31 protein-coding genes and 2 pseudogenes are annotated in these 20,449 nt (G+C 70.7%); 29 read left to right on the top strand and 4 right to left on the bottom strand.

Annotated elements, in window-relative coordinates:
* Positions 1 to 29: 29 nt before the first annotated feature.
* From ACFXAZ_RS12020 to ACFXAZ_RS12030, 3 genes and pseudogenes are all read right to left on the bottom strand, one after another.
* Entirely contained in the window at positions 30 to 833 is an 804-nt protein-coding gene (locus ACFXAZ_RS12020; RefSeq protein ID WP_384588242.1) for a type II secretion system F family protein, read from the bottom strand.
* Complete coding sequence (locus ACFXAZ_RS12025; RefSeq protein WP_384588245.1) at positions 830 to 1,696, bottom strand: type II secretion system F family protein; 867 nt, start codon at positions 1,694 to 1,696, stop codon at positions 830 to 832. Before ACFXAZ_RS12025 ends, ACFXAZ_RS12020 begins: the two co-directional genes overlap by 4 nt.
* A 154-nt stretch (positions 1,697 to 1,850) precedes the next feature.
* Positions 1,851 to 2,453 (bottom strand): annotated as a pseudogene (locus ACFXAZ_RS12030) (ATPase, T2SS/T4P/T4SS family); the annotation flags it as partial.
* Between the two features lie 31 nt (positions 2,454 to 2,484).
* Between ACFXAZ_RS12030 and ACFXAZ_RS12035 the strand changes: the two are divergent.
* The gene (locus ACFXAZ_RS12035; RefSeq protein WP_384588248.1) at positions 2,485 to 3,984 is read left to right on the top strand and encodes a recombinase family protein; all 1,500 of its coding nucleotides are present in this window, start codon (positions 2,485 to 2,487) and stop codon (positions 3,982 to 3,984) included.
* Positions 3,985 to 3,990: 6 nt separating this feature from the next.
* Here the strand turns inward: ACFXAZ_RS12035 and ACFXAZ_RS12040 are convergent, their stop codons facing one another.
* Positions 3,991 to 4,998 carry a helix-turn-helix domain-containing protein gene (locus ACFXAZ_RS12040; RefSeq protein ID WP_384588251.1) on the bottom strand — a complete coding sequence of 336 codons (1,008 nt, stop codon included), beginning with the start codon at positions 4,996 to 4,998 and terminating at the stop codon, positions 3,991 to 3,993.
* Positions 4,999 to 5,172: 174 nt separating this feature from the next.
* Between ACFXAZ_RS12040 and ACFXAZ_RS12045 the strand changes: the two genes are divergently transcribed.
* From ACFXAZ_RS12045 to ACFXAZ_RS12180, 28 genes and pseudogenes are all read left to right on the top strand, one after another.
* Entirely contained in the window at positions 5,173 to 5,481 is a 309-nt protein-coding gene (locus tag ACFXAZ_RS12045) for a helix-turn-helix domain-containing protein (protein ID WP_384588254.1), read from the top strand.
* A 14-nt stretch (positions 5,482 to 5,495) separates the two neighbouring features.
* Positions 5,496 to 6,257, top strand: coding sequence for a hypothetical protein (locus ACFXAZ_RS12050; RefSeq protein WP_384588257.1), 762 nt, complete (start codon positions 5,496 to 5,498; stop codon positions 6,255 to 6,257).
* Complete coding sequence (locus ACFXAZ_RS12055; RefSeq protein WP_384588260.1) at positions 6,254 to 6,751, top strand: hypothetical protein; 498 nt, start codon at positions 6,254 to 6,256, stop codon at positions 6,749 to 6,751. Before ACFXAZ_RS12050 ends, ACFXAZ_RS12055 begins: the two co-directional genes overlap by 4 nt.
* On the top strand, positions 6,748 to 7,335 hold the full coding sequence (locus ACFXAZ_RS12060; protein ID WP_384588263.1) for a hypothetical protein: 588 nt from the start codon (positions 6,748 to 6,750) through the stop codon (positions 7,333 to 7,335). Before ACFXAZ_RS12055 ends, ACFXAZ_RS12060 begins: the two co-directional genes overlap by 4 nt.
* Positions 7,332 to 7,556: a hypothetical protein gene (locus ACFXAZ_RS12065; RefSeq protein ID WP_384588266.1), complete on the top strand. Its 225-nt coding sequence runs from the start codon at positions 7,332 to 7,334 to the stop codon at positions 7,554 to 7,556. The genes ACFXAZ_RS12060 and ACFXAZ_RS12065 overlap by 4 nt, the downstream gene beginning before the upstream one ends.
* On the top strand, positions 7,553 to 7,792 hold the full coding sequence (locus ACFXAZ_RS12070) for a hypothetical protein (RefSeq protein WP_384588269.1): 240 nt from the start codon (positions 7,553 to 7,555) through the stop codon (positions 7,790 to 7,792). Before ACFXAZ_RS12065 ends, ACFXAZ_RS12070 begins: the two co-directional genes overlap by 4 nt.
* Positions 7,789 to 8,190 carry a hypothetical protein gene (locus ACFXAZ_RS12075; protein WP_384588272.1) on the top strand — a complete coding sequence of 134 codons (402 nt, stop codon included), beginning with the start codon at positions 7,789 to 7,791 and terminating at the stop codon, positions 8,188 to 8,190. Before ACFXAZ_RS12070 ends, ACFXAZ_RS12075 begins: the two co-directional genes overlap by 4 nt.
* Before the next feature lie 154 nt (positions 8,191 to 8,344).
* A complete protein-coding gene (locus tag ACFXAZ_RS12080) occupies positions 8,345 to 9,172 on the top strand; it encodes a hypothetical protein (RefSeq protein WP_384588275.1) in 828 nt (275 codons plus the stop codon).
* Between the two features lie 239 nt (positions 9,173 to 9,411).
* Positions 9,412 to 9,873, top strand: a pseudogene (locus ACFXAZ_RS12085) (ATP-binding protein); the annotation flags it as partial.
* Positions 9,798 to 11,270 carry a replicative DNA helicase gene (gene dnaB / locus ACFXAZ_RS12090; protein ID WP_384588278.1) on the top strand — a complete coding sequence of 491 codons (1,473 nt, stop codon included), beginning with the start codon at positions 9,798 to 9,800 and terminating at the stop codon, positions 11,268 to 11,270. The pseudogene ACFXAZ_RS12085 and the gene dnaB, both read left to right, overlap by 76 nt.
* Positions 11,267 to 11,518, top strand: coding sequence for a hypothetical protein (locus ACFXAZ_RS12095; protein WP_384588281.1), 252 nt, complete (start codon positions 11,267 to 11,269; stop codon positions 11,516 to 11,518). The genes dnaB and ACFXAZ_RS12095 overlap by 4 nt, the downstream gene beginning before the upstream one ends.
* Before the next feature lie 11 nt (positions 11,519 to 11,529).
* Positions 11,530 to 12,435, top strand: coding sequence for a hypothetical protein (locus tag ACFXAZ_RS12100; RefSeq protein WP_384588284.1), 906 nt, complete (start codon positions 11,530 to 11,532; stop codon positions 12,433 to 12,435).
* On the top strand, positions 12,429 to 13,103 hold the full coding sequence (locus tag ACFXAZ_RS12105; protein WP_384588287.1) for a hypothetical protein: 675 nt from the start codon (positions 12,429 to 12,431) through the stop codon (positions 13,101 to 13,103). The genes ACFXAZ_RS12100 and ACFXAZ_RS12105 overlap by 7 nt, the downstream gene beginning before the upstream one ends.
* 311 nt (positions 13,104 to 13,414) lie before the next feature.
* Entirely contained in the window at positions 13,415 to 13,789 is a 375-nt protein-coding gene (locus ACFXAZ_RS12110; RefSeq protein WP_384588290.1) for a hypothetical protein, read from the top strand.
* An 8-nt stretch (positions 13,790 to 13,797) separates the two neighbouring features.
* Positions 13,798 to 14,166: a hypothetical protein gene (locus ACFXAZ_RS12115; protein WP_384588293.1), complete on the top strand. Its 369-nt coding sequence runs from the start codon at positions 13,798 to 13,800 to the stop codon at positions 14,164 to 14,166.
* A 6-nt stretch (positions 14,167 to 14,172) separates the two neighbouring features.
* The gene (locus ACFXAZ_RS12120; RefSeq protein ID WP_384588296.1) at positions 14,173 to 14,736 is read left to right on the top strand and encodes a hypothetical protein; all 564 of its coding nucleotides are present in this window, start codon (positions 14,173 to 14,175) and stop codon (positions 14,734 to 14,736) included.
* The gene (locus ACFXAZ_RS12125; RefSeq protein WP_384588299.1) at positions 14,736 to 15,149 is read left to right on the top strand and encodes a hypothetical protein; all 414 of its coding nucleotides are present in this window, start codon (positions 14,736 to 14,738) and stop codon (positions 15,147 to 15,149) included. Before ACFXAZ_RS12120 ends, ACFXAZ_RS12125 begins: the two co-directional genes overlap by 1 nt.
* A gap of 122 nt (positions 15,150 to 15,271) precedes the next feature.
* The gene (locus tag ACFXAZ_RS12130; protein WP_384588302.1) at positions 15,272 to 15,445 is read left to right on the top strand and encodes a hypothetical protein; all 174 of its coding nucleotides are present in this window, start codon (positions 15,272 to 15,274) and stop codon (positions 15,443 to 15,445) included.
* 21 nt (positions 15,446 to 15,466) lie between these two features.
* Complete coding sequence (locus tag ACFXAZ_RS12135; protein WP_384588305.1) at positions 15,467 to 15,658, top strand: hypothetical protein; 192 nt, start codon at positions 15,467 to 15,469, stop codon at positions 15,656 to 15,658.
* Positions 15,659 to 15,682: 24 nt separating this feature from the next.
* Positions 15,683 to 15,865: a hypothetical protein gene (locus ACFXAZ_RS12140; protein ID WP_384588308.1), complete on the top strand. Its 183-nt coding sequence runs from the start codon at positions 15,683 to 15,685 to the stop codon at positions 15,863 to 15,865.
* A gap of 21 nt (positions 15,866 to 15,886) precedes the next feature.
* On the top strand, positions 15,887 to 16,087 hold the full coding sequence (locus tag ACFXAZ_RS12145; RefSeq protein ID WP_384588311.1) for a hypothetical protein: 201 nt from the start codon (positions 15,887 to 15,889) through the stop codon (positions 16,085 to 16,087).
* 197 nt (positions 16,088 to 16,284) lie between these two features.
* The gene (locus ACFXAZ_RS12150) at positions 16,285 to 16,794 is read left to right on the top strand and encodes a hypothetical protein (RefSeq protein ID WP_384588314.1); all 510 of its coding nucleotides are present in this window, start codon (positions 16,285 to 16,287) and stop codon (positions 16,792 to 16,794) included.
* Positions 16,795 to 16,811: 17 nt separating this feature from the next.
* Positions 16,812 to 17,087 (top strand): HNH endonuclease, encoded by a 276-nt coding sequence (locus tag ACFXAZ_RS12155; protein WP_384588317.1) that lies wholly within the window; start codon positions 16,812 to 16,814, stop codon positions 17,085 to 17,087.
* Positions 17,088 to 17,127: 40 nt separating this feature from the next.
* Positions 17,128 to 17,379 carry a hypothetical protein gene (locus ACFXAZ_RS12160; RefSeq protein WP_384588320.1) on the top strand — a complete coding sequence of 84 codons (252 nt, stop codon included), beginning with the start codon at positions 17,128 to 17,130 and terminating at the stop codon, positions 17,377 to 17,379.
* A gap of 92 nt (positions 17,380 to 17,471) precedes the next feature.
* Complete coding sequence (locus ACFXAZ_RS12165) at positions 17,472 to 17,909, top strand: hypothetical protein (RefSeq protein ID WP_384588323.1); 438 nt, start codon at positions 17,472 to 17,474, stop codon at positions 17,907 to 17,909.
* Between the two features lie 267 nt (positions 17,910 to 18,176).
* Positions 18,177 to 18,665, top strand: a complete 489-nt coding sequence (locus tag ACFXAZ_RS12170) for an HNH endonuclease (RefSeq protein ID WP_384588328.1) — start codon at positions 18,177 to 18,179, stop codon at positions 18,663 to 18,665.
* Between the two features lie 9 nt (positions 18,666 to 18,674).
* A complete protein-coding gene (locus ACFXAZ_RS12175; protein ID WP_384588331.1) occupies positions 18,675 to 18,953 on the top strand; it encodes a hypothetical protein in 279 nt (92 codons plus the stop codon).
* Positions 18,889 to 20,442: a terminase gene (locus ACFXAZ_RS12180; RefSeq protein ID WP_384588334.1), complete on the top strand. Its 1,554-nt coding sequence runs from the start codon at positions 18,889 to 18,891 to the stop codon at positions 20,440 to 20,442. The genes ACFXAZ_RS12175 and ACFXAZ_RS12180 overlap by 65 nt, the downstream gene beginning before the upstream one ends.
* Positions 20,443 to 20,449: the final 7 nt, after the last annotated feature.

A 20,449-nucleotide genomic window follows, 5' to 3' on the forward strand; every position in this document is an offset into this window, starting at 1 on the left:
TTTCAGCCGCCCCACTCCCACTCCCCGCGTCACCCACCACCCCCTCCCAGCACCTCGCCCGCCAGCCCGATCACCACCGGCAGCACCCCCACCGCGATGAACGCGGGCAGAAAACACAGCCCCACCGGCGCGCTGACCAGCACGGTCGCCCTTCTGACCCGAGCCGTCGCCTCCCGGGTCCACTCCGCGCGGGCGTCCGCCGCGAGCCGCGCGACCGGCGCGGCGGCGGGGAGCCCGGACACATCGGCCCGCTCCAGCAGCCGCGCGAGCCCCTCCGCGCCCGGCAGCGCGGCCAACGCCCGCCACGCCCCCGCCGGTTCACCACCGAGCCGGACCTCCGCCGCGCCCCGGGCCAGCGCACCGCCCACCGGCCCACCGAGCGCCTCGCCCACCGCCTGGGCCGCGAGCACCGGCCCGGCGCCGGCCGCGATGCAGGCGGCCAGCAGATCGGCGGCGAGCGGCAGTTGCCGCCCGGCCTCGGCCCTGTCGGTCTCCGCCGCAGCCCGGCCGGCCCGCTCGGCCAGTTGCCGCCGACGCCACCACCACAGGCCGACGGCCCCGGCGCCCCCGGCCGCCAGCCCCGCGACGCCGCCGATCAACACCCACCCGGCGCCCACCACCCCGCCCCAGGGCGCCCAGCGCCGCACCACCGCCCCGACGGCCCGCACCGCGACCCGTGGGCCCGGCAACGCCGCTTCCAGCGTCAGCAGTTCGGCCACCCGGCGCCGTACTCTCCGCTCCCGTCGCGCGGTCTCCAGACGCCGCACCACCCAGGCGAGCGCCAGCGCCGCCCCTACGGCCACACCCAGCCTGTGGACAACCTCCCCGCTCACGCCGCCTCCGCCCGCCGTACGATCCGCAGGGCCCACCACAGCCCCACGCCCTCCAGCAGCACTCCGGCGGCCAGACAGGCGAGGCCGGGGCCCGTGTGCAGCAGGACGTGCAGCGGGTCCGCGCCGAGAGCGGTGCCGAGCAGCAGGCCCGCCACCGGTAGCCCGGCGAGCATCAGCGCCGTGGCGCGGGCCCCGGCCAACTGGGCGCGCAGGTCGGCCCGCCGGTCCCGTTGGGCGCGCAGCGCGGCGTCCAGCCGGTCGAGCCCGGCCGCGAGCCCCGCTCCCTGGTCCACCGCCACCTGCCAGCAGGCGGCCAGCCCCAGCAGCCCCTCGGCGCCGGGCTCGCGCGCCGCACCGGCCAGGGCGCCCGGTACGTCCCCGCCGAACCGGGCCGCCGCCAGTACCGCCGCCTGTGCCTCACCGAGCCCGTCGGAGTCCCGCGCGGTCCGCAGCAACGCCTCACCGGGCTGCCGCCCCGCCCGCACCTCCCCGGCCAGCTCCCCGCACAAGGCGATCACCGCGTCTCCCCGGCACTCCCGATCCCGCCGCGCCTCCCGCGCGAGCCGCGCCCGCCGTACCAAGGGCACCCCAGCCGCCCCCGCGACGACCGGCAGTACCGAACTCCCGAGCACCCCCAGCACCAACCCGACGGTCGGCGACCACCACTCGACCCCGACTCGCCCGCGCCATCGCTCCAGCCACTGCCTCACCCGTGGCCACAACGGTGGCCCATGCCCCACGCCACCCCCACCGGCGAGCAGCAACTGCGCCCGTCGCGCCCCCGAATGCCCACCAATCGTCAACCAGACCGCGACCCCGACACACCCCAGAGCGGCCCCTACCCAGACCTCAACCTGATGCATCCCACTCACTCCCACTTCCATCGCTCCCCTCACTCACGTGACTTCTCGTCACGAAAATCACGAACATCGCGAACACCACGGATTTCGCAGGCATCACAGACATCGCAGGCCCAGCCGCAGGCAGGCCCAACAGCCGTCACAAGGTCAAGGAACGTCACTCCCGCCCCTCCGGCTCCCCCCGCAACAACCCCTCCAGCCGCCCCCACCCCCGCTCGCGCACGAACGCCCCCGGGCCCCATCGCAGCGCGGGCACCGTCCGGACCAGGCCCGTCGGGTCCGCCGGATCCCGCTCCAGCACCCCTACCTCGGCGATGCGCCGCCGTCCGTCGTGGTCGCGGACCAGGTGCAGTACGACGGAGAGCGCCGCCGCCAGTTGGCTGTGCAGGGCCGCGCGGTCGAGCCCCGCCGCCGTGCCGAGGGCCTCCAGCCGGGCGGGGACATCGGCGGCGGCGTTGGCGTGGACGGTTCCGCAGCCTTCGTGGCCGGTGTTGAGCGCGGCCAGCAGGTGCACCACTTCGGGGCCGCGCACCTCGCCGACGACGAGCCGGTCGGGCCGCATCCGCAGGGTCTGGCGGACCAGGTCCTCCAGCGTGACCAGTCCGGCGCCCTCCTGGTTGGCGGGTCTGCCCTCCAGCCGTACGACATGGGGGTGGTCGGGGCGCAGTTCCGCCGAGTCCTCGGCCAGCACGATCCGCTCGCCGGGTCCGACGAGGCCGAGCAGGGCGCTGAGCAAGGTGGTCTTCCCGAATCCATCTCCAAGACACCACTGGTCGGGCAGACTTGGGGGCATGAGCCCTCAACTACGCTCCGCAATCGACGTCTCCGCAGGCCGCAAGACCCGCGCGGTCATCTACTGCCGTATCAGCCAGGACCGCACCGGCGCCGGTCTCGGCGTCGAGCGGCAGCGTGAGGACTGCAAGGCCCTCGCGGAACGCAACGGCTGGGATGTCATCGAGGTGTACGTCGACAACGACGTCTCGGCGTTCTCCGGCAAGAAGCGCCAGGACTACACGCGGATGCTCGCAGACCTCGCCGAGGGCAAAGCGACCGTCGTCATCGTCTGGCACACCGACCGCCTCCACCGCTCGGTCACCGAGCTGGAGAAGTACATCGACATGTGCGAGCGGTTCGGGGTCACCACCCACACGGTGCAGGCCGGTGAACTCGACCTCGCGACGCCGACCGGGCGGATGGTCGCGCGGATGCTCGGCAACGTCGCCCGGTACGAGTCCGAGCACAAGGGAGACAGGATCGCCCGCAAGAGGCGGCAGAAGGCCGTGGCGGGCGAGTGGGCGGGCGGCATCCGGCCGTTCGGCTGGGGAGTGCCCACCGGGAAGATGCGCAAGAAGATCGACCGGAAGACCGGCGAAGAGGTCGAGGTGCCCGAGCTGGACATGAACAAGGCCCGCCCGGACGAAGCTGCGGCTGTCGAGTACGGCACCGATCACATCCTGGCCGGTGGGTCCGTGAGCGCGTGGTGGGCGTGGCTGAAGGCCGAGGGCTTCGTCACGTCCCTGGGCAACGAGTTCTCGAAGCAGGAGGCGCGGGAGATCCTGCTGCGCCCCAGGAACGCGGGTATCGCCGTCTACCGCGGCGAGGAGGTGGGCAGGGGCAAGTGGGATCAGCTCGTCCCTGAGCCGAAGTTCCGGGCGGTCGTGGTGATCCTGAAGGATCCCGCGCGGGTGACCACGCCAGGGCCCGAGCCGAAGTGGCTCGGGTCGCTGCTGTACCGGTGCGGGCGCGGGGAGTGTTCTGAGTTCGTGTACGTCACCCAGTCGGGTGGCCGGCGCTTCCCGTCGTACCGGTGCCAGACCGGGCACGGCGGCGGCCGGCGGGCCGAGATCCTGGACCAGTACGTCGAGGACACGCTCGTGGAGCGGCTGTCACGGGATGACGCGCACGAGATGCTGGAGCCCGCGCCCGAGGGGGTCGACGTGGCCGCGCTCCAGGTCGAGGCCGAGGAGGCGCGGGGCCGGATGCGGAATCTCGCGGGTATGTACGGGGCCGGGGAGATCGACGAGATGCAGTTCGTCACCGGTACGGACACGGCGCGCGGCCAGCTGGACGGGATCACGCAGCAGCTGGCGCGGGCGGCCATGCGGGACCCGCTGGTGGATCTGGTGGGGGCGCCGGATGTGCGGAAGGCGTGGCGGGCGCTGGAGCTGGAGCGGCAGCGGAATGTGCTGCGGTCGTTGGTGGGGGTGACGTTGCGGACGCCGCGGCCGGGGCGGATGCCGGACGGCGGGTACTTCGACTACGAAGCCGTGATGTTCGACTGGAAGCGGTGAATCCAGTCAATCGCCATCTGGAAGATAAGGCGGGTGGACCTCCTCACCCCTGGCTACGCGGATTGTGTCGAGCCGCCCGAGTAGGTAGTTCAACCGACTCTCAAGTTTGGCCCTCTCGGCAATTGCTGTTTCCGCCGCCATCCGGGCATATCTGGCCTCATCTTCTGCTCTGGCAGACCGTTCCGCAGCGTCTGCCTGCCTCTGAATCGCAAGGTTCACCCGGGCAGCGGCCTCGCGCAGACGATGGAAAATTGCGTCAGACTCAATCGTGAGTTCTTCTTCATCTGGGGGCGCAGTAAGTTCTTCTGGCGAGTCGGATCGGTACCCGGACCCGAGTAGCCAGTCAACTGAAACCCCAAGCGCTTCCGCGAGCACGTCAGCTTCGGCAGGACGCACGGCTCGCGTGTTGGCCTCCACCTTCTCGATCGCCAGCCTGTCCAGGCTGCCATCCATTTCAGCGACACGCTTCGCAAGCTCATCGGTGGAAATTCCCTGAAGCCTTCGGTATCGCCTCATCTGCCGGGCGAAAACATCCTGCGGTAGGCGCCAGGGGGTAATCTCGAATTCTCCCACCGCCAGACGTGCTGACGCCTTGAGAGCGGCAGACGTCTCGACCACTTTGGCCGTCCCCAGCGGGACGTACTTACCAGCCTGGACCGAGCGGGCTTGAGTTGCTTCCAAGTTCTGCTCGGAAGCAGGAATCCCCGGATCGTAGTCAACTTCTCCCGCCGACGTGAGGAAATTATCCTCGTTCGAGGTTTGGTAATACGGGTCACCGCCTTGAAGAATGCGGCGCATACTGTCTGGCCCCCACGTCAAAGCCTTTTCGATGGCGCTGAGTGACTGAGGCCAGCGCCCCTTTGGGACGATGCCCTTCTCCGCCGACTGGACACTCCCGACAGACACGCCAGCGCGTTCGGCCAGCGCTTTCCTGCTCAAGCCTTGGCGCTCACGATCAGCCCGGATGCGGGCACCCAGGCGCTCCCACGCCATTGAGTGCTGGGGGAGAGACATCTCGCACTCCTGTCAACGATCGGCAACATCTGTCATCAACAGTAGGGCGAGGCGACGCGTCAGGCAACGCCACCTCACCATCGAGTGACACCAATCTCAATCAAGGAACACCAACACTCGCACTCGTTAACTCTCCTCTTGCTTTGTTGACACTCGTTGACTAACGTCTTCGCCATGGAGACGGACGGACTACTCATCCGTCGTCGGCGCATCGAGCTGGGTCATGGCATGAACCGGTTCGCCGCGTTGGCGGGGATCAGCGGGGCAGCGCTCAGCCGCATCGAGAACGGCCAACGGCAGCCGCGTCCCGAGACACTCAAGAAGATCACCGACGCGCTCGGCTGCCAGATCCACGAGGTCGCAGCCGAGACCAACGGCACCGCTTCCGGGGTCCAGCCGGAACCGTCTGCCGGAAACGACGAAGCGACCCGGGGTCCAGCCGGGTCGCCTCTGTCGAGCAAATCCGCACCTACCGCTAAGTAAGGGATCGGAAGCTCATGTCCCACAATCCCACGTCGGCGGCCTTGCCGTCGATCCAGACCGCACAGCGCGTCCCCACCGCGCCCGCCGTGACCTCCCCGTTCGACGCGATCCGCCGGGTCCGCCCGGACGGCTCGGAGTACTGGGGTGCCCGCGAGATGCAGCCCCTCATGGGCTACAGCCAGTGGAGCAAGCTGAAGACCCCGCTCGCCCGCGCCATGACTACGGCCAACAACCAGGGCCTGGACGTTGCCGAGAACTTTGCCCGATCGGGGAAAGTTTCCGGCAGCCGGGGCCCGTCGCAGGAGGACTACGAGCTGAGCCGCACGGCCGCGTACCTGCTGGCGATGAACGGCGACCCGAACAAGGCCGAGGTCGCCGCCGCCCAGATGTACTTCGCTGGGAAGACCCGCGAGGCCGAGTTGGCCGTACAGGAGTCCGCCCGCCCGGCGACGGGTGCGGAACTCGTGCTCCAGATGGCGCAGGAACTCGTCGCCCAGGAACACCGTCTCGCCTCGATCGAGCAGGCGCAGGCCGTGACCGCCGCGAAGGTGGCGGCGATCGAGGGGCAGTACGAGGAATTCACCGCCCTCGCCTACGCCAAGCTCCACGACCACCCCACCAGCCGCCCGTACCTGGCCCAGATCGGCAAGCGCGCCACCGCGCTCATGCGCGAGCAGGGCACCGAGCCGCACCGCAGGCAGGACGCCACGTTCGGCCAGATCAACATCTACCCGGTCCCGGTGCTGGAGCGGGCGTTCTCGGAGGTGCCCCGATGACGCAGCAGACCATCACCCCCCAGGGCGCCGGCTTCAGCCTGGACCGGCTGATCGCCGCCCTTCCTGAGGTGGTCGACGTCGCGTTGAAGGAGGCGGTCCCGGAGCAGTACACGCCCGAGAAGGCCGCGCGGATCGCCACCGACATGGTGCCCCGGCTGCACGCCCTGGCCGCTGTGCACTACCCGTGGTGCGAGTCGGGTGCGTGCATCGCCCACGAGGACGAGGGCCAGATGTGGGTGGAGCACCTCGGTGCTCTGCATCACGCGGTTCTGACCGATGGTCTGAGCGACCCCGTGGGCCTGGTCGCGCAGATCGGCTTCGACCCCGAGGCGACGGACTTCCCGACGGTGCACGTGTGGGAGAGCAGGGGGAACTGCTCGAACCTCGACGGGCCCGCCCTCGAAGCGGCTATCGGCCGTCTCGAAGAGCTGGTGGGCACGCTCCGACAGTTGCACGGCCACCTGACCGCCTTCCAGCTGGGAGGTGCAGCATGACCACCATCCCCCGCGACCTCACCCTCACGGTCCGGCGAGGCCCCATCAACGACGGCTATGCCGCCTACCTCCGCGACGTCCGCCCGACCGACGGAACGGCCGTCGTCGTCTACGACCGGCATCTCGCCAACCCCGGCACCGCCGTCTGGCTCGCCCGCCTCATCCTGCGCCGGCACGGCTGCGCAGTCCGCGAGGTCGCCCTCGACGCGATGGGCCCGGACATCACCGCCCTGTTCCGCGAGGCGTCCCGGCTGCGCCTGAACATCGAGCTGGGCAGCACCGTCGCCGCACCACGGGTCATCACCCGAGACGACGGCGAGCCCGCCTCGTACCTGGTCCCGGCCGGCTGGAGCCTCACGGACGCGACCGAGCGGCTGGCCGGCGCGCACGCCGAGGCCCGGCCCGATGTCGTCCGTGCTCTGCGGAGGATCGAGGGGTTCAAGCGGGAGCACGGTGATTTCCTCGGCGTGGCCCTCGACACGACGGCCGGGATGATCCTGGAGTCGGGGAACCCGACCGGTGTGTGGGACTCCCTGGCCCGTGCTCTCGCCCTGGTCGACGAGCGGGCGAAGGTTCCGGCGTGAGCGCCCCGGCCACGACCGAGGCGCCGGTGTCCGCCCCTGTGGGTACCGGCCGCCGGGCCCGCCCCGACCGTCCCGTCCGTGACCCGGACCCCGTGCGGAACGCCGCCTATTGGGCGCGTATCGACCGCATCGTTGACGCCGCCCCGCCGCTCACGGACGAGCAGCGCGCCGTCATCCGCACCGCATTCCACCAGCCCCAGCACCGGAGGGCAGCCGCGTGAGCACCCATCCGGAACAGCTCACCGGCGCCCCTCAAGCGCTCGTCAGAGTGCCGGGTGTCGCCGGGAAGTGGGCGGACATGCCCGCCCGCACGCCCGTGGACGAGGCGTTCAACCTCGCCCTCGACGCGATCGAAGCCGTAGCGGAAGCGGCCCGGGCCGCCAACGACAGCGAGGGTTTCCGCCTCGCCCTGCACACCGCCGTCGACATGTTCACGGACGGGGGGATCCTCCTGTGACCGAGCACCACCCCGAGTCTGCGTCCGTCAAAGCGACGGACGCAGATTGCCCGGCCACCGTCGAGGTGTCCGTGCCGGACGTCCGCCTGGTCGTCACCGTCGACCTCACCGGCCACTACGCCACCCAGGACGACGTGTCCCGCGCGCTGTACGAGCAGACCATCCGGGCCAGCGACTGCCACACCGTCGTCGTCCGGGTGGGCGAGGACGCGATGCGCCTGCATGTGGAACTCCCCCGCGCCATCGCGGGCGCGTTCTTCCTGTCCGCGCGGCGCATCGAGATCCACGTGCCTGCCGGGACCCGTCACTCGTACTTCGTACAGCGGGTGCGGAACCACCTGAAGTGGATCAGCGCGGACCACGAGAGGACGGTCAACCGGCTGCGAACGCCCGGCTGACCGGGGGCGCTGCGGCCCGGTTCACGGCCGGGCCGCAGCCCTCCCGCCTTCTCTGCCGGTGCACGACGAAAAGAGCTTCAGTTGATCCACATGGGCCCGACAGTCGCGCCGTTCTCCGGCGTGCGGGTCACCACGTCGGGAGGGTGGTCCGGCGATGGGGTATGAGCTGCGCCGCGAACTCCGTACCGCCCTCGGGCCGAAGATCACCGGTCTACAGCGGGCGGTCGCCCTGGAGATCGCCGACGACGCTCGCGGCGAAGGACGGACGAGCCACGCGTCCCTGGACGACCTTGTCGAGTGGACCGGCGCCAAGGACGTGAACGTCGTACGGAACGCCCTCAAGCGGCTCGCTGACGCCGGTTGGGAGTTCCGTGTCCCGATCGGCACGGGCAAGGACGGCCGCACTCTCTACGCGGTCCCCGGCAAGCGGATGACGTTCAGGGTGCCCGACTTCCAAGGGGGAGCGGTGGCTCCTTCACAAGGAGCCGTGGCTACCCCTTCCACTGAGGATCCCGGCACGGAAGGGGTAGCCGGGGCTCGTTCAGAAGGAGCCACCGCTCCTTCACAAGGAGCCACCGCTCCTTCAGAAGGAGCCGGGGCTACCCCCTCTTCACATACCACCACTCCCACATCACCCACACCGGCAAGCGCTGCCGCGCGCAGCAAGAAGAAGCGCAGCAGCAGCGAGAAGAAGCCCAACCCGCATCAGGTCGCCGACGACCTGACCGCCGCGTTCTGGGAGCGCCACGGCAAGGGCCGCGCCCAGTCCTTCATCGCCGTCCGCGGTGTCATCCGGACCGCGATCGGCAACGGCGTCGAACGCGACGACTGCGCCCGCGCCCTCGACCACGTAGCCCGCGAGGGCCGGTCGATCTCCGGCGCGACCATCGACATCGCCCTCGGCAAGATCCGCGGGCAGCAGCGCTCCGGCCCCTTCCAGAACCCCGAGAACCACGACGAGTACGACGAGGGACTCATCTGATGAACGACCAGCCCGCCCCCCGGCCCCGCCGGACCATCGACTTCACCGGCCTGAACATCCCGGCCGCCTCCTACGCGCTGCCCACCCCCAGCGAAACCCTCCACCTCGGCGAGGACACCCCCCACCGCTTCGACGAGCACTTCGCCGGACGCCTGCCCCTGGCCGCGCTGACCGCCGCGGAGACCGGGTTCCTGAGGGACTACTTCCTGCGGCAGCTCGACACCCACCGCGAGCGGAGCATGGCCTACTGGAACCAGCACGTCCCGCGCCGCTACGCCTCAGCCCGCCCCGACACCGCGGGCAGCGCCTGGGCGGCGTCCGTGACCCAGAACCCCCACCAGGCGCCCTCGCTGCTGGTCCTCGGCCCCACCGGCACCGGCAAGACCCACTTCGCCTACGGAGCGCTCCACGCCGTCGCAGGGACCGGCCTGCGGATGCGGTGGCGGGCCTACACCGAACCGGACCTCTTCGCCCACCTGCGGCCCACCCAGGGACGCGACGACGAACAGGCCCTGCGGGAAGTCGCCCGCGCCGACCTGCTGTTCATCGACGACCTCGGCGCGGCCAAGCTGTCCGAGTGGACCGAGGAAACCACCTACCGCGTGATCAACCACCGGTACGAGCAGTGCCTGCCCGGCATCTACACCAGCAACGTGCCGCCCAAGCAGCTCGCGAACGCCGTCGGCAGCCGGGTCGCGTCCCGCCTCACCGAGATGTGCGACCGGATCACCCTCAAGGGCGACGACCGCCGCAAGGAGACCCGGCCGTGAGCGACGACTTCACCCGCGTCCCGCCCCACGACCTCGACGCCGAGCGGTCCGTCCTCGGCGGCATGCTCCTGTCGCCCGAGGCCATCGCCGACGCCGTCGAAGTCCTCGACGGCCCCGGCGACTTCCACCAGCCCGAGCACGAACTGGCCTACGCCGCGATCACCGCCCTGCACGCGGCCGGCGACCCCGTCGACCCGATCACCCTCACGAACCACCTGCGCGAACAGGGCACCCTCACCAAGGCGGGCGGCGCCCCCTTCGTCCACGCCCTGGTGCAGGCCGTGCCCACCGCCGCGCACGCCGAGCACTACGCGACGATCGTCCGGGACTGCGCGAGGCGCCGCCGCATGATCAAGGCGGGCACGCGGATCGTCCAGCTCGGCTACGACGGAGCCGACGCGACCGAGAGCATGGACGCCGCCCAGGCCGAGCTGAACGACGCCGCCCAGATCCGCGAGGACCCGGACGCCGCGCTGATCGGCGACGACCTCGCGAAGATGGCCGCCGAACTGGAGGCCCTCCAGCGCGACGGCCGCGCGATGGGCGTCCCCACCGGCTTCGCCGACCTCGACGCCCTCACCCACGGCCTGCACCCCGGGCAGGTCGTCATCGTCGCCGGGCGGCCCGCACTCGGAAAGTCCACCCTCGGTGTCGACATGGTCCGCTCCTGCTCCGTCCGGCACGGCCGCCCGTCGGTGTTCTTCAGCCTGGAGATGTCCCGCCGGGAGGTGCAGCACCGTGTCCTGTCCGCCGAGGCCAGGATCGGGCTGCACCACATCCGCGGCGGCACGATGACCGACAGCGACTGGGTGCGGTTCGCCGACAACTCGGCGCGGATCGGCAAGGCCCCCCTGACGATCGACGCGACCCCGAACCAGACGGTCATGCAGATCAAGGCCCGCTGCCGCCGCCTGAAGCAGCGCGGCGGCCTGGACCTGGTCGTCATCGACTACCTCCAGCTCCTCACCTCCGGGACGTCGAGGCGGCAGGAGAACCGGCAGCAGGAAGTCTCGGACATGAGCCGCTCGATCAAACTCATGGCGAAGGAACTGGAGGTCCCGGTCGTGGTCCTCGCCCAGCTCAACCGCGGGCCCGAGCAGCGCACCGACAAGAAGCCCCAGGTCGCCGATCTCCGCGAGTCCGGATCTTTGGAGCAGGACGCGGACATGGTGATCCTGCTGCACCGCGAGGACGCCTACGACAAGGAGTCCCCCCGCGCCGGTGAGGCCGACCTGATCGTCGGCAAGCACAGGGCGGGACCGACAGCCACGATCACCGTGGCCGCACAGCTGCACTATTCGCGGTTCGTCGACATGGCCCTGTCGTGAGCGGGCTGACGGCGGAGGACATCGCCGCCGCCCGCGCGCAGGGCGATCTGGCCGCGCTGGTCCTCATGTCGAGCGGCCTGCCCGTCAAGACGCCCCGACAGCGGCCCGTCCCGCAGCGGCCGGTCCGGCTGGCCCGGTCCCGGCCCGGCGCGTGGCCGGACGGGACCCGCCCGCCCGGCCCGACACCGGAAGTCGCCGCCTACCTCGCCCAGCTCTGGCCCGACCGATTCCCGCCCAGCACACCGTGAAGGAGCCCTCGATGGACGTCCCGGACACGACGCGAGCCCCCCACACGGCCGGGCCGGGCGGGAGGCTCGCAGCGTCGCAGCCAGCAGACGCTGATGATGTACCGCCCAGCGTAGACGCGGGCACTGACACCGCCCTCCGCGACCGCATCGCCGAGGCGCTCATGGCGTGGGCCGAGCGCAACAACAGCGTGCAGTACGCGGCGGTCCGGCGTTCGGAGACCGTCGTGGCGAACGCCTACAGCCGCGCCGACGCGGTGCTCAGGGTGCTGACGCCGGCCGCCACTCGGGCCGCCGTCCTGACCGACGCCGAGCGCACGATGCTGGCCTACGCGCTCGACCAGGCCCAGGAAGCGATCTGGGCGGAGGACGGGTTCACCGCCGAGGACCAGGCCGCGCTGGACTCGCTGCACCGTCTGGCCGCCGAGCCACAGCAGCCGGAGCTGACCACCGTCGTCGATCTCACCGACGGCCCGGTCCACTGCCCCCTCTGCCCATACCCGGTCACCCTCCGGTACGCCACCGACGCACGCGCCCACTTCACCCACGTCCACCCCGAGCAGCGCCTCGAAGGACCCGGCCCGTGGCCGCTGCTGGCGACCGACGGAGCCGGGGCGCAGCAGCCCGACACCGAGACGCTCGCCTCGCTGTTCGAGGGCCTCGGCCGCCTCATCGCCACCAGCTCCCGCGACTGGGGCACCTACCGCGTCGACGCCTGGCTGTACGCCGTCATTCTCGGCTGGGACTGCGAGCAGGCGGAGCACGACGAGACGTGCGTGCACGGCACGATGGAGGAGATGCAGCAGGCGCACGGCTGGAGCGACGAGGCGGTGGCGAAGGCCCGCCGCTACCGGGCGGCCGTCCGCGCGCTCACCGCGTCTGCCGTCCCGGCCGCGCCCGCGAAGGAGACGGCGTGCTGACCGCCTGTGACCTGTGCGGCGACCCGACCGAGGACCGGTACCTGTGCGACCGGCATACGGCAGCCCTCGCCCTGACCCTGGACCGCCTGCCGAAGCTCTACACAGCCCTGGAAGGCTTCCTGGCCCCGGCGGTCCACGGCAGCCCCGAGCGCGTGTCCAGCGGTGAGGCAGCAGCGTCCCTGCCCGTGAACGAGGCGGTCCTCGACCTCCGTCACACCGGGATCGTCCTGGTCCTCGAAGGGTGGCGGGCCGACGTACAGCGGGCGCGCGGCTGGGGTGAGCCGGCCGTCTCCGGAACCATCGAGCACCGCGTGATGGCCGCCGCGCGGTGGCTCGGTATGACCCTGGACTGGATCGCCGCCGCCTACCCGGCCGCCGGGGATCTGGCGCGGGAGGTACGGGAGATGGAGGGCGCGGCCCTGTCCGTCATCGGCGCGCTCCCGGACCGGGGGAAGCTGATCGGGCGGTGCGTATCCGTGGACGCGGAGGGTGCGGCGTGCGGGGCGCCGATCCGGCACAAGACCGGAGAGACAGCCCTGACCTGCTCGTGGTGCGGATGCCAGTACGCGACCGAGCAGGACTGGCTACTGCTCTCGTACTACCAGCCGGCCGCGACAGCTACTCCGGCTTCGGCGGGCGTGGGGGAAGCTCATCCGTCTCGTGCGTGAGCCAGCGCAGGAACTCACGGATCGCCGCGCCCCTGTTCCGATCGCCGACAGCGGCGCCCGCCCTGGCCCACAGGTCGGCATCGACCCGCACGGTCTGGCGGGGCGTCTTCTCGACGTTCGGCATCAGCTCTCCACTCTCGTCATGACACCCAGAGGCTAGCCCTTGCGGTGTCATGACACCAGGCCCTACGGTGGGTGTCATGACACCCGCTACGGCGGCTCTGTCACCACAACTGAAGCGGCCCCCGCCGGTGCTACCAACACCGGACGAGGGCCTGACCGAACACCCTGATCACGACAGGAGCACGGCTATGGCCGATCATTCCCCGCGCCCCGACGCGCCCGCAACTTCCCCCGCCCTCGCCGCCCTGCACGCCCAGTGCCGCGAGGACTACGCCCTCGGCCAGGCCCAGCGAGCCACTGCCCAGCCCCTGCCCGCGTACACCGCCTTCACCGACACGCCCGCACCGGCCATCCACCACCCGCTGTTCGACCCGGACATGGACATGGGCGACCTGCCGCCGCTGTCCCTGGACGGCGAACTGCGGCTCGCCCGCCGGCTCCTCGATGAGACCGAGGGCGCCAACATCCACGACCCGCAGGCCATGATCCGCGCCGCCACCGCGCTGCACATGCGTCTGCGCTCCATCGCGGTCGCCATCACCGCCGAACGGGGTGGTGCGTGATGGCTGCGATGTCCCGTGCGACCCGCCGCATCATCGTCGCCCACCTCACCGACCACGGCATGAACCCCACCGAAATCGGCGCTGAGCTGGAAGTTTCCCCCGACACCGTGCGCAGGGACCTCCGCGACCACACCCCGCCCACACCCGCACCCGACCCCGAACCTGCGGCCCCCGCTGCGGCCGGTCTGCTGCTCCCCGACGACCCGCAGACCCGCCGCAACCTCACCGTCCTCACCACCGCACTCGGCGCGCAACCCGAGGACGCCGCCCGGTACGCCATCCACCAGGAAGCGCACCGCGTGCACCACTGGCACACCACCCGCACCCGGCGGCCGTCCCGATCCGGCCCGCCGGCCGACACCACTACGGAAGGATGAACTCCCATGTGGCCCACGATCGTTGCCGTACTCGGCACCCTCGCCGGCGGTGCCCTCGCCGGATTCCTCCAGCACTGGGCAGCCCGTCGCGCACACGAGGAGCAGCACCGCCAGCAGGTCGCCGAAGCCGTCCGCGCGCTGCTCGCCGCAGTGCTCACCTACCGGGAACTGTTCTGGTTGCAGATCGCAGGCATCCGTGAAGGCGAGACCGAGACGCCGGAGGCCCGGGCCGCGCGTTTCCGTGCCCGCAGCGAGGTCACCCTCGCGCGTGACCACCTCGAACTCATCACCAACGACCCCCGCCTGATCAACGCCGCCCGGAAGGCGTCCTGGTCCGCGATCGACCTGTCCGCCATAGAACTCGGCCCCGTCGACGGCGGCGGCCGGTTCACCCCCGAGGTCGAGGCCGCCCTGGAGGCCGCACGCAGCGCCAGCCGCGACGCCCACGACGACCTGCGCAACGCAGGCTCCGCCCACGTCCACGGCACCGCGCCACGCCCCGGCGACTGCTCCCGGATCGAGTCCGCCGACCACGACAGTGCTCCGAGCACCTGCACCGTGGAGGCGTGATGTCCTACATCTGGAAGTCTCCCCAAGGCGCCTACTACAGGATCGGATGGGGCACCGAGCACCGGCCCGTCCTCCAGTTGCAGCGCATGAAGCAGGACCAGGACACCGCGCAGTGGAGCACCGACAAGACGCACACGGAACCGGAGGAGATAGACGCCACTGTGTTCCGTGAGACGTACGTCGACGTGCCGCCCGAGCCGCTGCGGGACCCGCGCATCACACGGCTCACCGCCCTGGTCACCGAGCTGCTCGCCGAGCACGAGGCATCCACCGGCGCCCCGGCCGCGAACGCCGACCTGATCCGCCAGACGCTGGAGGCGGTCGCCGAGATCCCGGCGGAAGCCAACCGGCGTCGCCACAGCGCCGTCCTCAACGCTCGCCGGGCCGGCGCCCACAGCGCCAGCCGAAGGTAGCCGACGCCAGTGCCCGGCCGGACCGGCTTGTCCGGCCGGGCACTGCCGCAGCATGGGCCCAAGGAGTCGCAGCTCTCCGCCCCGCCCACCAGACCGCCAACCAACGCTGAGAGGCACCATCCGTGACCACCGACCCCATCAACCACGCAGGCGGACACCTCAGCGGCTGCCCCATGATCCTCTGGCCGGAGCGCGGCGAGTGCGCCTGCTCCCTGATCGACCAGCAGGGGAACGACGAAGCCGAAGCCGAAGCCCCCGACCGGCTGGAAACCATCGAGTTCGACACGATCAACTAGACCACTGCAAAGGAACCCCGTATGGACCGCGCTCAGGCGCTCAGCAACGCCCAGGACGCCCTCAAAAAGGCATCAGAGATGGGCGAATCCGCCCAGATCTCGGCTCTCCTCAACGGCGGCCAGGACTCCGTGCCCGCATTCGCCCAGGCCGCCGCCGCCTGGACCGACATCGCCCGCGCGTACATGGAGCTGGCCAAGACCCTGGCCAGCTGACCCCCTCACCTCACAGGAGAACCCATGGCCGAAGAGGTGTACGACGCCCCGGCTGAGGAGCCGGACTGCTTCACGCACCACAGCAGCATCTGCGGCTGCGGCCCGCACGATGCGGCGCCCGAGGGCTACTCGACGGAGCCGCCGTTCCCGCCCGGATACCGGCCGCCCGGTGCCGACGACGTCCTGATGGAGCCACGCAACTGGTAACCGGCCCGGCACACTGGCGGCATGGAGCCACACCACGCCCCGCCCGGCTACTACCGCACCAGTGACGTCGCCCGCGCCCTCGGTACCACCCCCGGCGCCGTCCGCAACCTCGTCTACCGAGGCAAGCTGACCCGCGCCGGGGGCACCCAACGCCACCCCTGGTTCACCGCCCAGGACGTCGCCGCCCTGCTCGCCGAACGCCGCCAACGCGCCACCGCTTGACCGCAGGTCAGACCCTGTGTGACGATCTCCGTGTACAACTGTGCCCTCAACCGGCACCCCAGACATCCAGGCCCTGCCCACCAGCGGGGCCTTCTTCATGCCCGGGACAGCGACGTCACAACACGGACACGCCGTCAACACGGCACCCCCACAGGCCGCATGATGCCCTCTCCGGCATCAACAGTCCCGGGGGGACCATGAAGACCCGCACCACCCTGTACGCCCCACTCCTCGCACTCGCCCTCCTCACCGCCGCATGCAGCAGTGACACCGAGGCCAGCCCAGAAGCCTGCAAGGCCGCCATGGTCGACCAGCTCAAAGAGGCCACGGAGACCGGCAAGGAAGGCAGCCGGCCCGCCGCGTGCGACGGCCTCGACGACAAGACCCTGGAGAGCCTCGCAGGGGAAGCCAGCAAGGAATGGCTGGACAGCAGCGAAGCCGAGAAGACCGTTGAAGATGCAGCGGACGATGCGCTCGACGCCACCTCCGAACCGCCCGCCCCTGCCGAACCCATCCCCGCCGACACGGGCATCCCCGACGAATGCCGGGCCTGGATCGAGAGCGAGATGCTCGACACCACCGAAGAAGTCGACGGCACCGCCGGAGCCGTCGCCTGCGGCGACCTCACCGACGAAGAGATGGACCAGGCCCTAGAGGACATCACCAACGAACTCATCGAGGAAGGCGCCACCATCCCCGCCCACTGACTCCGGAGGTGGCGCCCGTGGCCGGAAACCCCCGCAACGGGCGCCCCTGGCGGCGTCTCACCGCCGAGATCCGCAGACGCGGCGAACCCTGCTGGATCTGCGGCCACCACATCAACCTCAGCCTCGACCCCCGACACCCCATGTCGTTCACCGTCGACCACGTCACCCCCCTCGCACGAGGCGGCGCCCTCCTCGACCCCGCGAACCTCCGTGCCTGCCACAGAGCGTGCAACTCCCGCAAGCGGGACCGCACCACGCCCCACCGCCCCGCAGGACCGTCGCTGAGGTGGTGACGGAGAGTCCGCTGTCAGTCCCGTCAGCAACCATGGCCTCATGACGACATACAACGGACCGGCCACGGTCATCGCAGACGGCACCGAGTACGAGGCGACAGCCCGCCTTACCAGCACGTCCAACGAGTGGTACGGATCCCTGGAAGTACCGGACAGCGGAGCGGCCTGGGACATCTTCAACGCCCGCGACCGCAAGCTCTGCATCGGAGACCGTGAGGCAGCCTTCACCGCGAAGAGCGCCGCAACCGACATGGACATCAAGGGCAGCGGCCGGCCGCCCTTCGGCAACTGAGACCCCATCCGGCACCGGCGACCAGACGGCCCGTCCTCACATCCCGTGACGGCGGGCCGTGCGCATACCCGCCCCGAACAGGAGGGCCCGCCGTGATCACAGTCGTGACGGGTCCGCCAGCCTCCGGCAAGAGCAGCTACATCACCGCGCACGCCAAGGCCACCGACATCGTGATCGACCTCGACAGAATCGCCGTCGCCCTCGCCGGGCCCGGCGCACCGCAGTGGCACCACCACGAGGCACTCCTCAAGGTCGCCCACCGCGCCCGGTTCGCCGCCATCGACGAGGCAGTCCGGCACCACGAGACCGCGCCGCTGTGGCTCATCCACACCATGCCGAGCGCCAAGGCCCTGGCCAGGTACAAGCGGCTCGACGCACGGATCGTCACCGTCGACCCCGGCCGCAGCATCGTCATGCAGCGCATCGAAGCCATGCGCGACCCCGACATGCGCAGGGTCGCCACCCGCTGGTACCGGTCGCGCACCGTCACCCACCGCACAGGAGCAGCAGGTCAGACCCTGGAGTGGTGAACAGGGCCGACGCCTTTTTGGTGGGGGGAGCGGGCGACCCAAACGCCCTTCGCGCTCGGTTTTTTGCGCGGCCGTTTTGGAAGATCATTTCGCGCGAACTCAGTTCGGCCCTTTTAGCGACCGTCACTCTGAGTGATGTCACGTTGTGTGAACACCGCTAATCCGCTGAAGCAAGATCACAGCCACTAGGACACCCGTCGCTTGATCACGACGGGCAGGAAGGCCCGAGTCTCCCGGCTCGGGCCTTCCGCATTTCCGGGAGACCTCATGGCCAGGAAGCCAGATACCCGCACCTACGCCGAGCGCAAAGTTCGGCGCCCCCTCGCCGTCTGCGAGGCATGCGGCAGTTCGTACCGACAGCTACGCCGGACGCAGCGGTGGTGCTCGCAGTCGTGTGCGGGCCCCAACAAGCCCGGCTCCGGGCCCCGGGGCGGGCTGTCCCCAGAAGCGCGTGAGCGGCAGCGTTTGTACTGGCAGGCGAAGAACCGTCGTCGTCGGGCGGCTAAGCGTGGCGGGGTGTCGGAGCAGTACACGCTGGCGGCGATAGCGGCCCGTGACCGGTTCGTATGCCGGTTGTGCCGTAGACGGGTGGCGATGAAACAGGTGGTCCCGCACCCGAAGGCGCCGACGATCGACCACGTCATCCCGGTCTGTGAGGGCGGGGATGACACCCGGGCGAATGTCCAGTTGGCGTGCTTCCGCTGTAACAGCGTGAAGGGTCCGCGGGGTTCGCAGCAGCTTGCTCTGATCGGTTGAGGGGGCGTGATGGGGGCGGTCACCGACGCGGTCAACGCCGAGATCGGACAGCTCGGTGTCGAGCCGGTCTCGCCGGGTCTGGCCGAACTCGCCGTGTCCCTGGCCCGCGCCATCGATGAGACCGACGCTGCGACGGCCCGTGCGGCTGCCGCCCGTGAACTCCGTGCCGTGATGGCCGATCTGCGCAGACTCGCCCCGGTCGAGACGAAGGGGGACGCGGTCGATGACATTGCTGAGCAGCGAGCGAAGCGCCGGGCCGCTGCCGCCGAGCGGGCCGCCGGCGGCTGACGGTCCCGTCTGCGGCTGGCAGATCCCGCCGATCCAGACCGCGCCCCCGGCCGTGTCGAGCGCGGGCCAGGAGGCGATCGACCTGGCCGCGCGGGCGGGGCTGGTCCTGGACCCGTGGCAGCAGCACATCCTGCGGGTCGGGATGGGTGAGAAGCCGGATGGGAGTTGGGCCGCCTTCGAGGTCGCGGTGAACGTGCCGCGGCAGAACGGCAAGGGCGGGATCATCGAGGCCCGTGAGCTGTGGGGGCTGTTCATCGGCGGCGAGGAACTGATCCTGCACTCGGCGCATGAGTTCAAGACGGCGAAGAACGCGTTCAAGCGGATCGAGCGTCTGATCCGTCAGACCCCTGACCTGCACAAACGGGTGAGGACGTACCGGCAGACGGTGGGCGAGGAAGGCATCGAGCTGCACACGGGGCAGTGGCTGCGGTTCATCGCCCGATCCAAAGGCTCGGGCCGGGGCTTCACCGGGCACTGCAACGTGATGGACGAGGACATGATCCTCGGCGACAACGAGATGGACGCACTGCTGCCCACGATGGCCGCGGTCCGTGACCCGCAGATCTGGTATCTGGGCAGCGCCGGGATCGGTGCCCCGTCGGTGCAGCTGGGGCGTCTGCGGCGGCGGGCGCTGGCCGCGGTCGAGGCGGGGGTGCCGGACGAGTCGCTGGCCTACATGGAGTGGTCGGCGGACCCGCACGTCACCGAGTGCCCGAGGGACTGCACGGCGCACGACGATCCGGCCTCCGACGAGGCGGTGCTGAAGTCGAACCCGGGTGTCGGCTACCGGCTGACGCTGGAGAAGGTCGCGCGGGAGCGGGCCACGCTGAGCAGCGGCGGGTATCTGAGGGAGAGGCTCGGCGTGGGTGACTACCCGTCCGATACGGCGGACACGTGGCAGGTGATCGCCGAGGAGGCGTGGCGGGCCCTGGCGGTCGGCGAGGTGTCGGCGGTCGCCGGGGCGCGGGCGGCGGGTCCGGTGGCGCTGTCGATCGACATGACGCCGGAGCGGTCGCACGCGGCGATCTGCGCGGCGTTCCCGTACCTGGGCGGCACGCACGTCACGGTGGTCGATCACCGGCCCGGTACGGGCTGGATCCTGGGCCGGGCGAAGGAGCTGCACGCGAAGTACAGCCCGCGGTGCTGGGTGATCGACCCGGCCAGTCCTGCGGCGTCCCTGATCGGGGATCTGGAGGACGAGGAGAGCGGCCTCGGCATCGAGGTGGTCAAGCCGAAGGCGCGGGAGATGGCGGCTGCGTGCGGGCAGTTCTACGACGCGACGACGACGCAGTCCCTGACGCACTTCGACGACGCGCCGCTGGCGTCGGCGCTGGCCGGTGCGCAGCAGCGCCCGCTGGGGGACGCGTGGGCGTGGGCGCGGCGGATCGTGTCGGTGGACATCAGCCCGCTGGTGGCGGGGACGCTGGCGAAGTGGGGGCTCGGCGCGGACGTCGAGGAGACGGTCGACGCGCTCGACAACATCTGGTGAGGGAGGC

Source organism: Streptomyces sp. NPDC059477 (assembly GCF_042749375.1).
Taxonomy (GTDB): domain Bacteria; phylum Actinomycetota; class Actinomycetes; order Streptomycetales; family Streptomycetaceae; genus Streptomyces.

Excerpts from the sequence above, each read along its gene's own strand:
- ACFXAZ_RS12150 (WP_384588314.1), top strand. The coding sequence starts at position 16,285 with ATGAAGACCCGCACCACCCTGTACGCCCCACTCCTCGCACTCGCCCTC.
- ACFXAZ_RS12145 (WP_384588311.1), top strand. The coding sequence starts at position 15,887 with ATGGAGCCACACCACGCCCCGCCCGGCTACTACCGCACCAGTGACGTC.
- ACFXAZ_RS12170 (WP_384588328.1), top strand. The coding sequence starts at position 18,177 with ATGGCCAGGAAGCCAGATACCCGCACCTACGCCGAGCGCAAAGTTCGG.
- ACFXAZ_RS12160 (WP_384588320.1), top strand. The coding sequence starts at position 17,128 with ATGACGACATACAACGGACCGGCCACGGTCATCGCAGACGGCACCGAG.
- ACFXAZ_RS12180 (WP_384588334.1), top strand. The coding sequence starts at position 18,889 with ATGACATTGCTGAGCAGCGAGCGAAGCGCCGGGCCGCTGCCGCCGAGC.
- ACFXAZ_RS12055 (WP_384588260.1), top strand. The coding sequence starts at position 6,254 with ATGACGCAGCAGACCATCACCCCCCAGGGCGCCGGCTTCAGCCTGGAC.
- ACFXAZ_RS12100 (WP_384588284.1), top strand. The coding sequence starts at position 11,530 with ATGGACGTCCCGGACACGACGCGAGCCCCCCACACGGCCGGGCCGGGC.
- ACFXAZ_RS12120 (WP_384588296.1), top strand. The coding sequence starts at position 14,173 with ATGTGGCCCACGATCGTTGCCGTACTCGGCACCCTCGCCGGCGGTGCC.
- ACFXAZ_RS12050 (WP_384588257.1), top strand. The coding sequence starts at position 5,496 with ATGTCCCACAATCCCACGTCGGCGGCCTTGCCGTCGATCCAGACCGCA.
- ACFXAZ_RS12115 (WP_384588293.1), top strand. The coding sequence starts at position 13,798 with ATGTCCCGTGCGACCCGCCGCATCATCGTCGCCCACCTCACCGACCAC.
- ACFXAZ_RS12110 (WP_384588290.1), top strand. The coding sequence starts at position 13,415 with ATGGCCGATCATTCCCCGCGCCCCGACGCGCCCGCAACTTCCCCCGCC.
- ACFXAZ_RS12060 (WP_384588263.1), top strand. The coding sequence starts at position 6,748 with ATGACCACCATCCCCCGCGACCTCACCCTCACGGTCCGGCGAGGCCCC.
- ACFXAZ_RS12040 (WP_384588251.1), bottom strand. The coding sequence starts at position 4,998 with ATGTCTCTCCCCCAGCACTCAATGGCGTGGGAGCGCCTGGGTGCCCGC.
- ACFXAZ_RS12045 (WP_384588254.1), top strand. The coding sequence starts at position 5,173 with ATGGAGACGGACGGACTACTCATCCGTCGTCGGCGCATCGAGCTGGGT.
- ACFXAZ_RS12080 (WP_384588275.1), top strand. The coding sequence starts at position 8,345 with ATGGGGTATGAGCTGCGCCGCGAACTCCGTACCGCCCTCGGGCCGAAG.
- ACFXAZ_RS12140 (WP_384588308.1), top strand. The coding sequence starts at position 15,683 with ATGGCCGAAGAGGTGTACGACGCCCCGGCTGAGGAGCCGGACTGCTTC.
- ACFXAZ_RS12035 (WP_384588248.1), top strand. The coding sequence starts at position 2,485 with ATGAGCCCTCAACTACGCTCCGCAATCGACGTCTCCGCAGGCCGCAAG.
- ACFXAZ_RS12135 (WP_384588305.1), top strand. The coding sequence starts at position 15,467 with ATGGACCGCGCTCAGGCGCTCAGCAACGCCCAGGACGCCCTCAAAAAG.
- ACFXAZ_RS12125 (WP_384588299.1), top strand. The coding sequence starts at position 14,736 with ATGTCCTACATCTGGAAGTCTCCCCAAGGCGCCTACTACAGGATCGGA.
- ACFXAZ_RS12025 (WP_384588245.1), bottom strand. The coding sequence starts at position 1,696 with ATGCATCAGGTTGAGGTCTGGGTAGGGGCCGCTCTGGGGTGTGTCGGG.
- ACFXAZ_RS12175 (WP_384588331.1), top strand. The coding sequence starts at position 18,675 with ATGGGGGCGGTCACCGACGCGGTCAACGCCGAGATCGGACAGCTCGGT.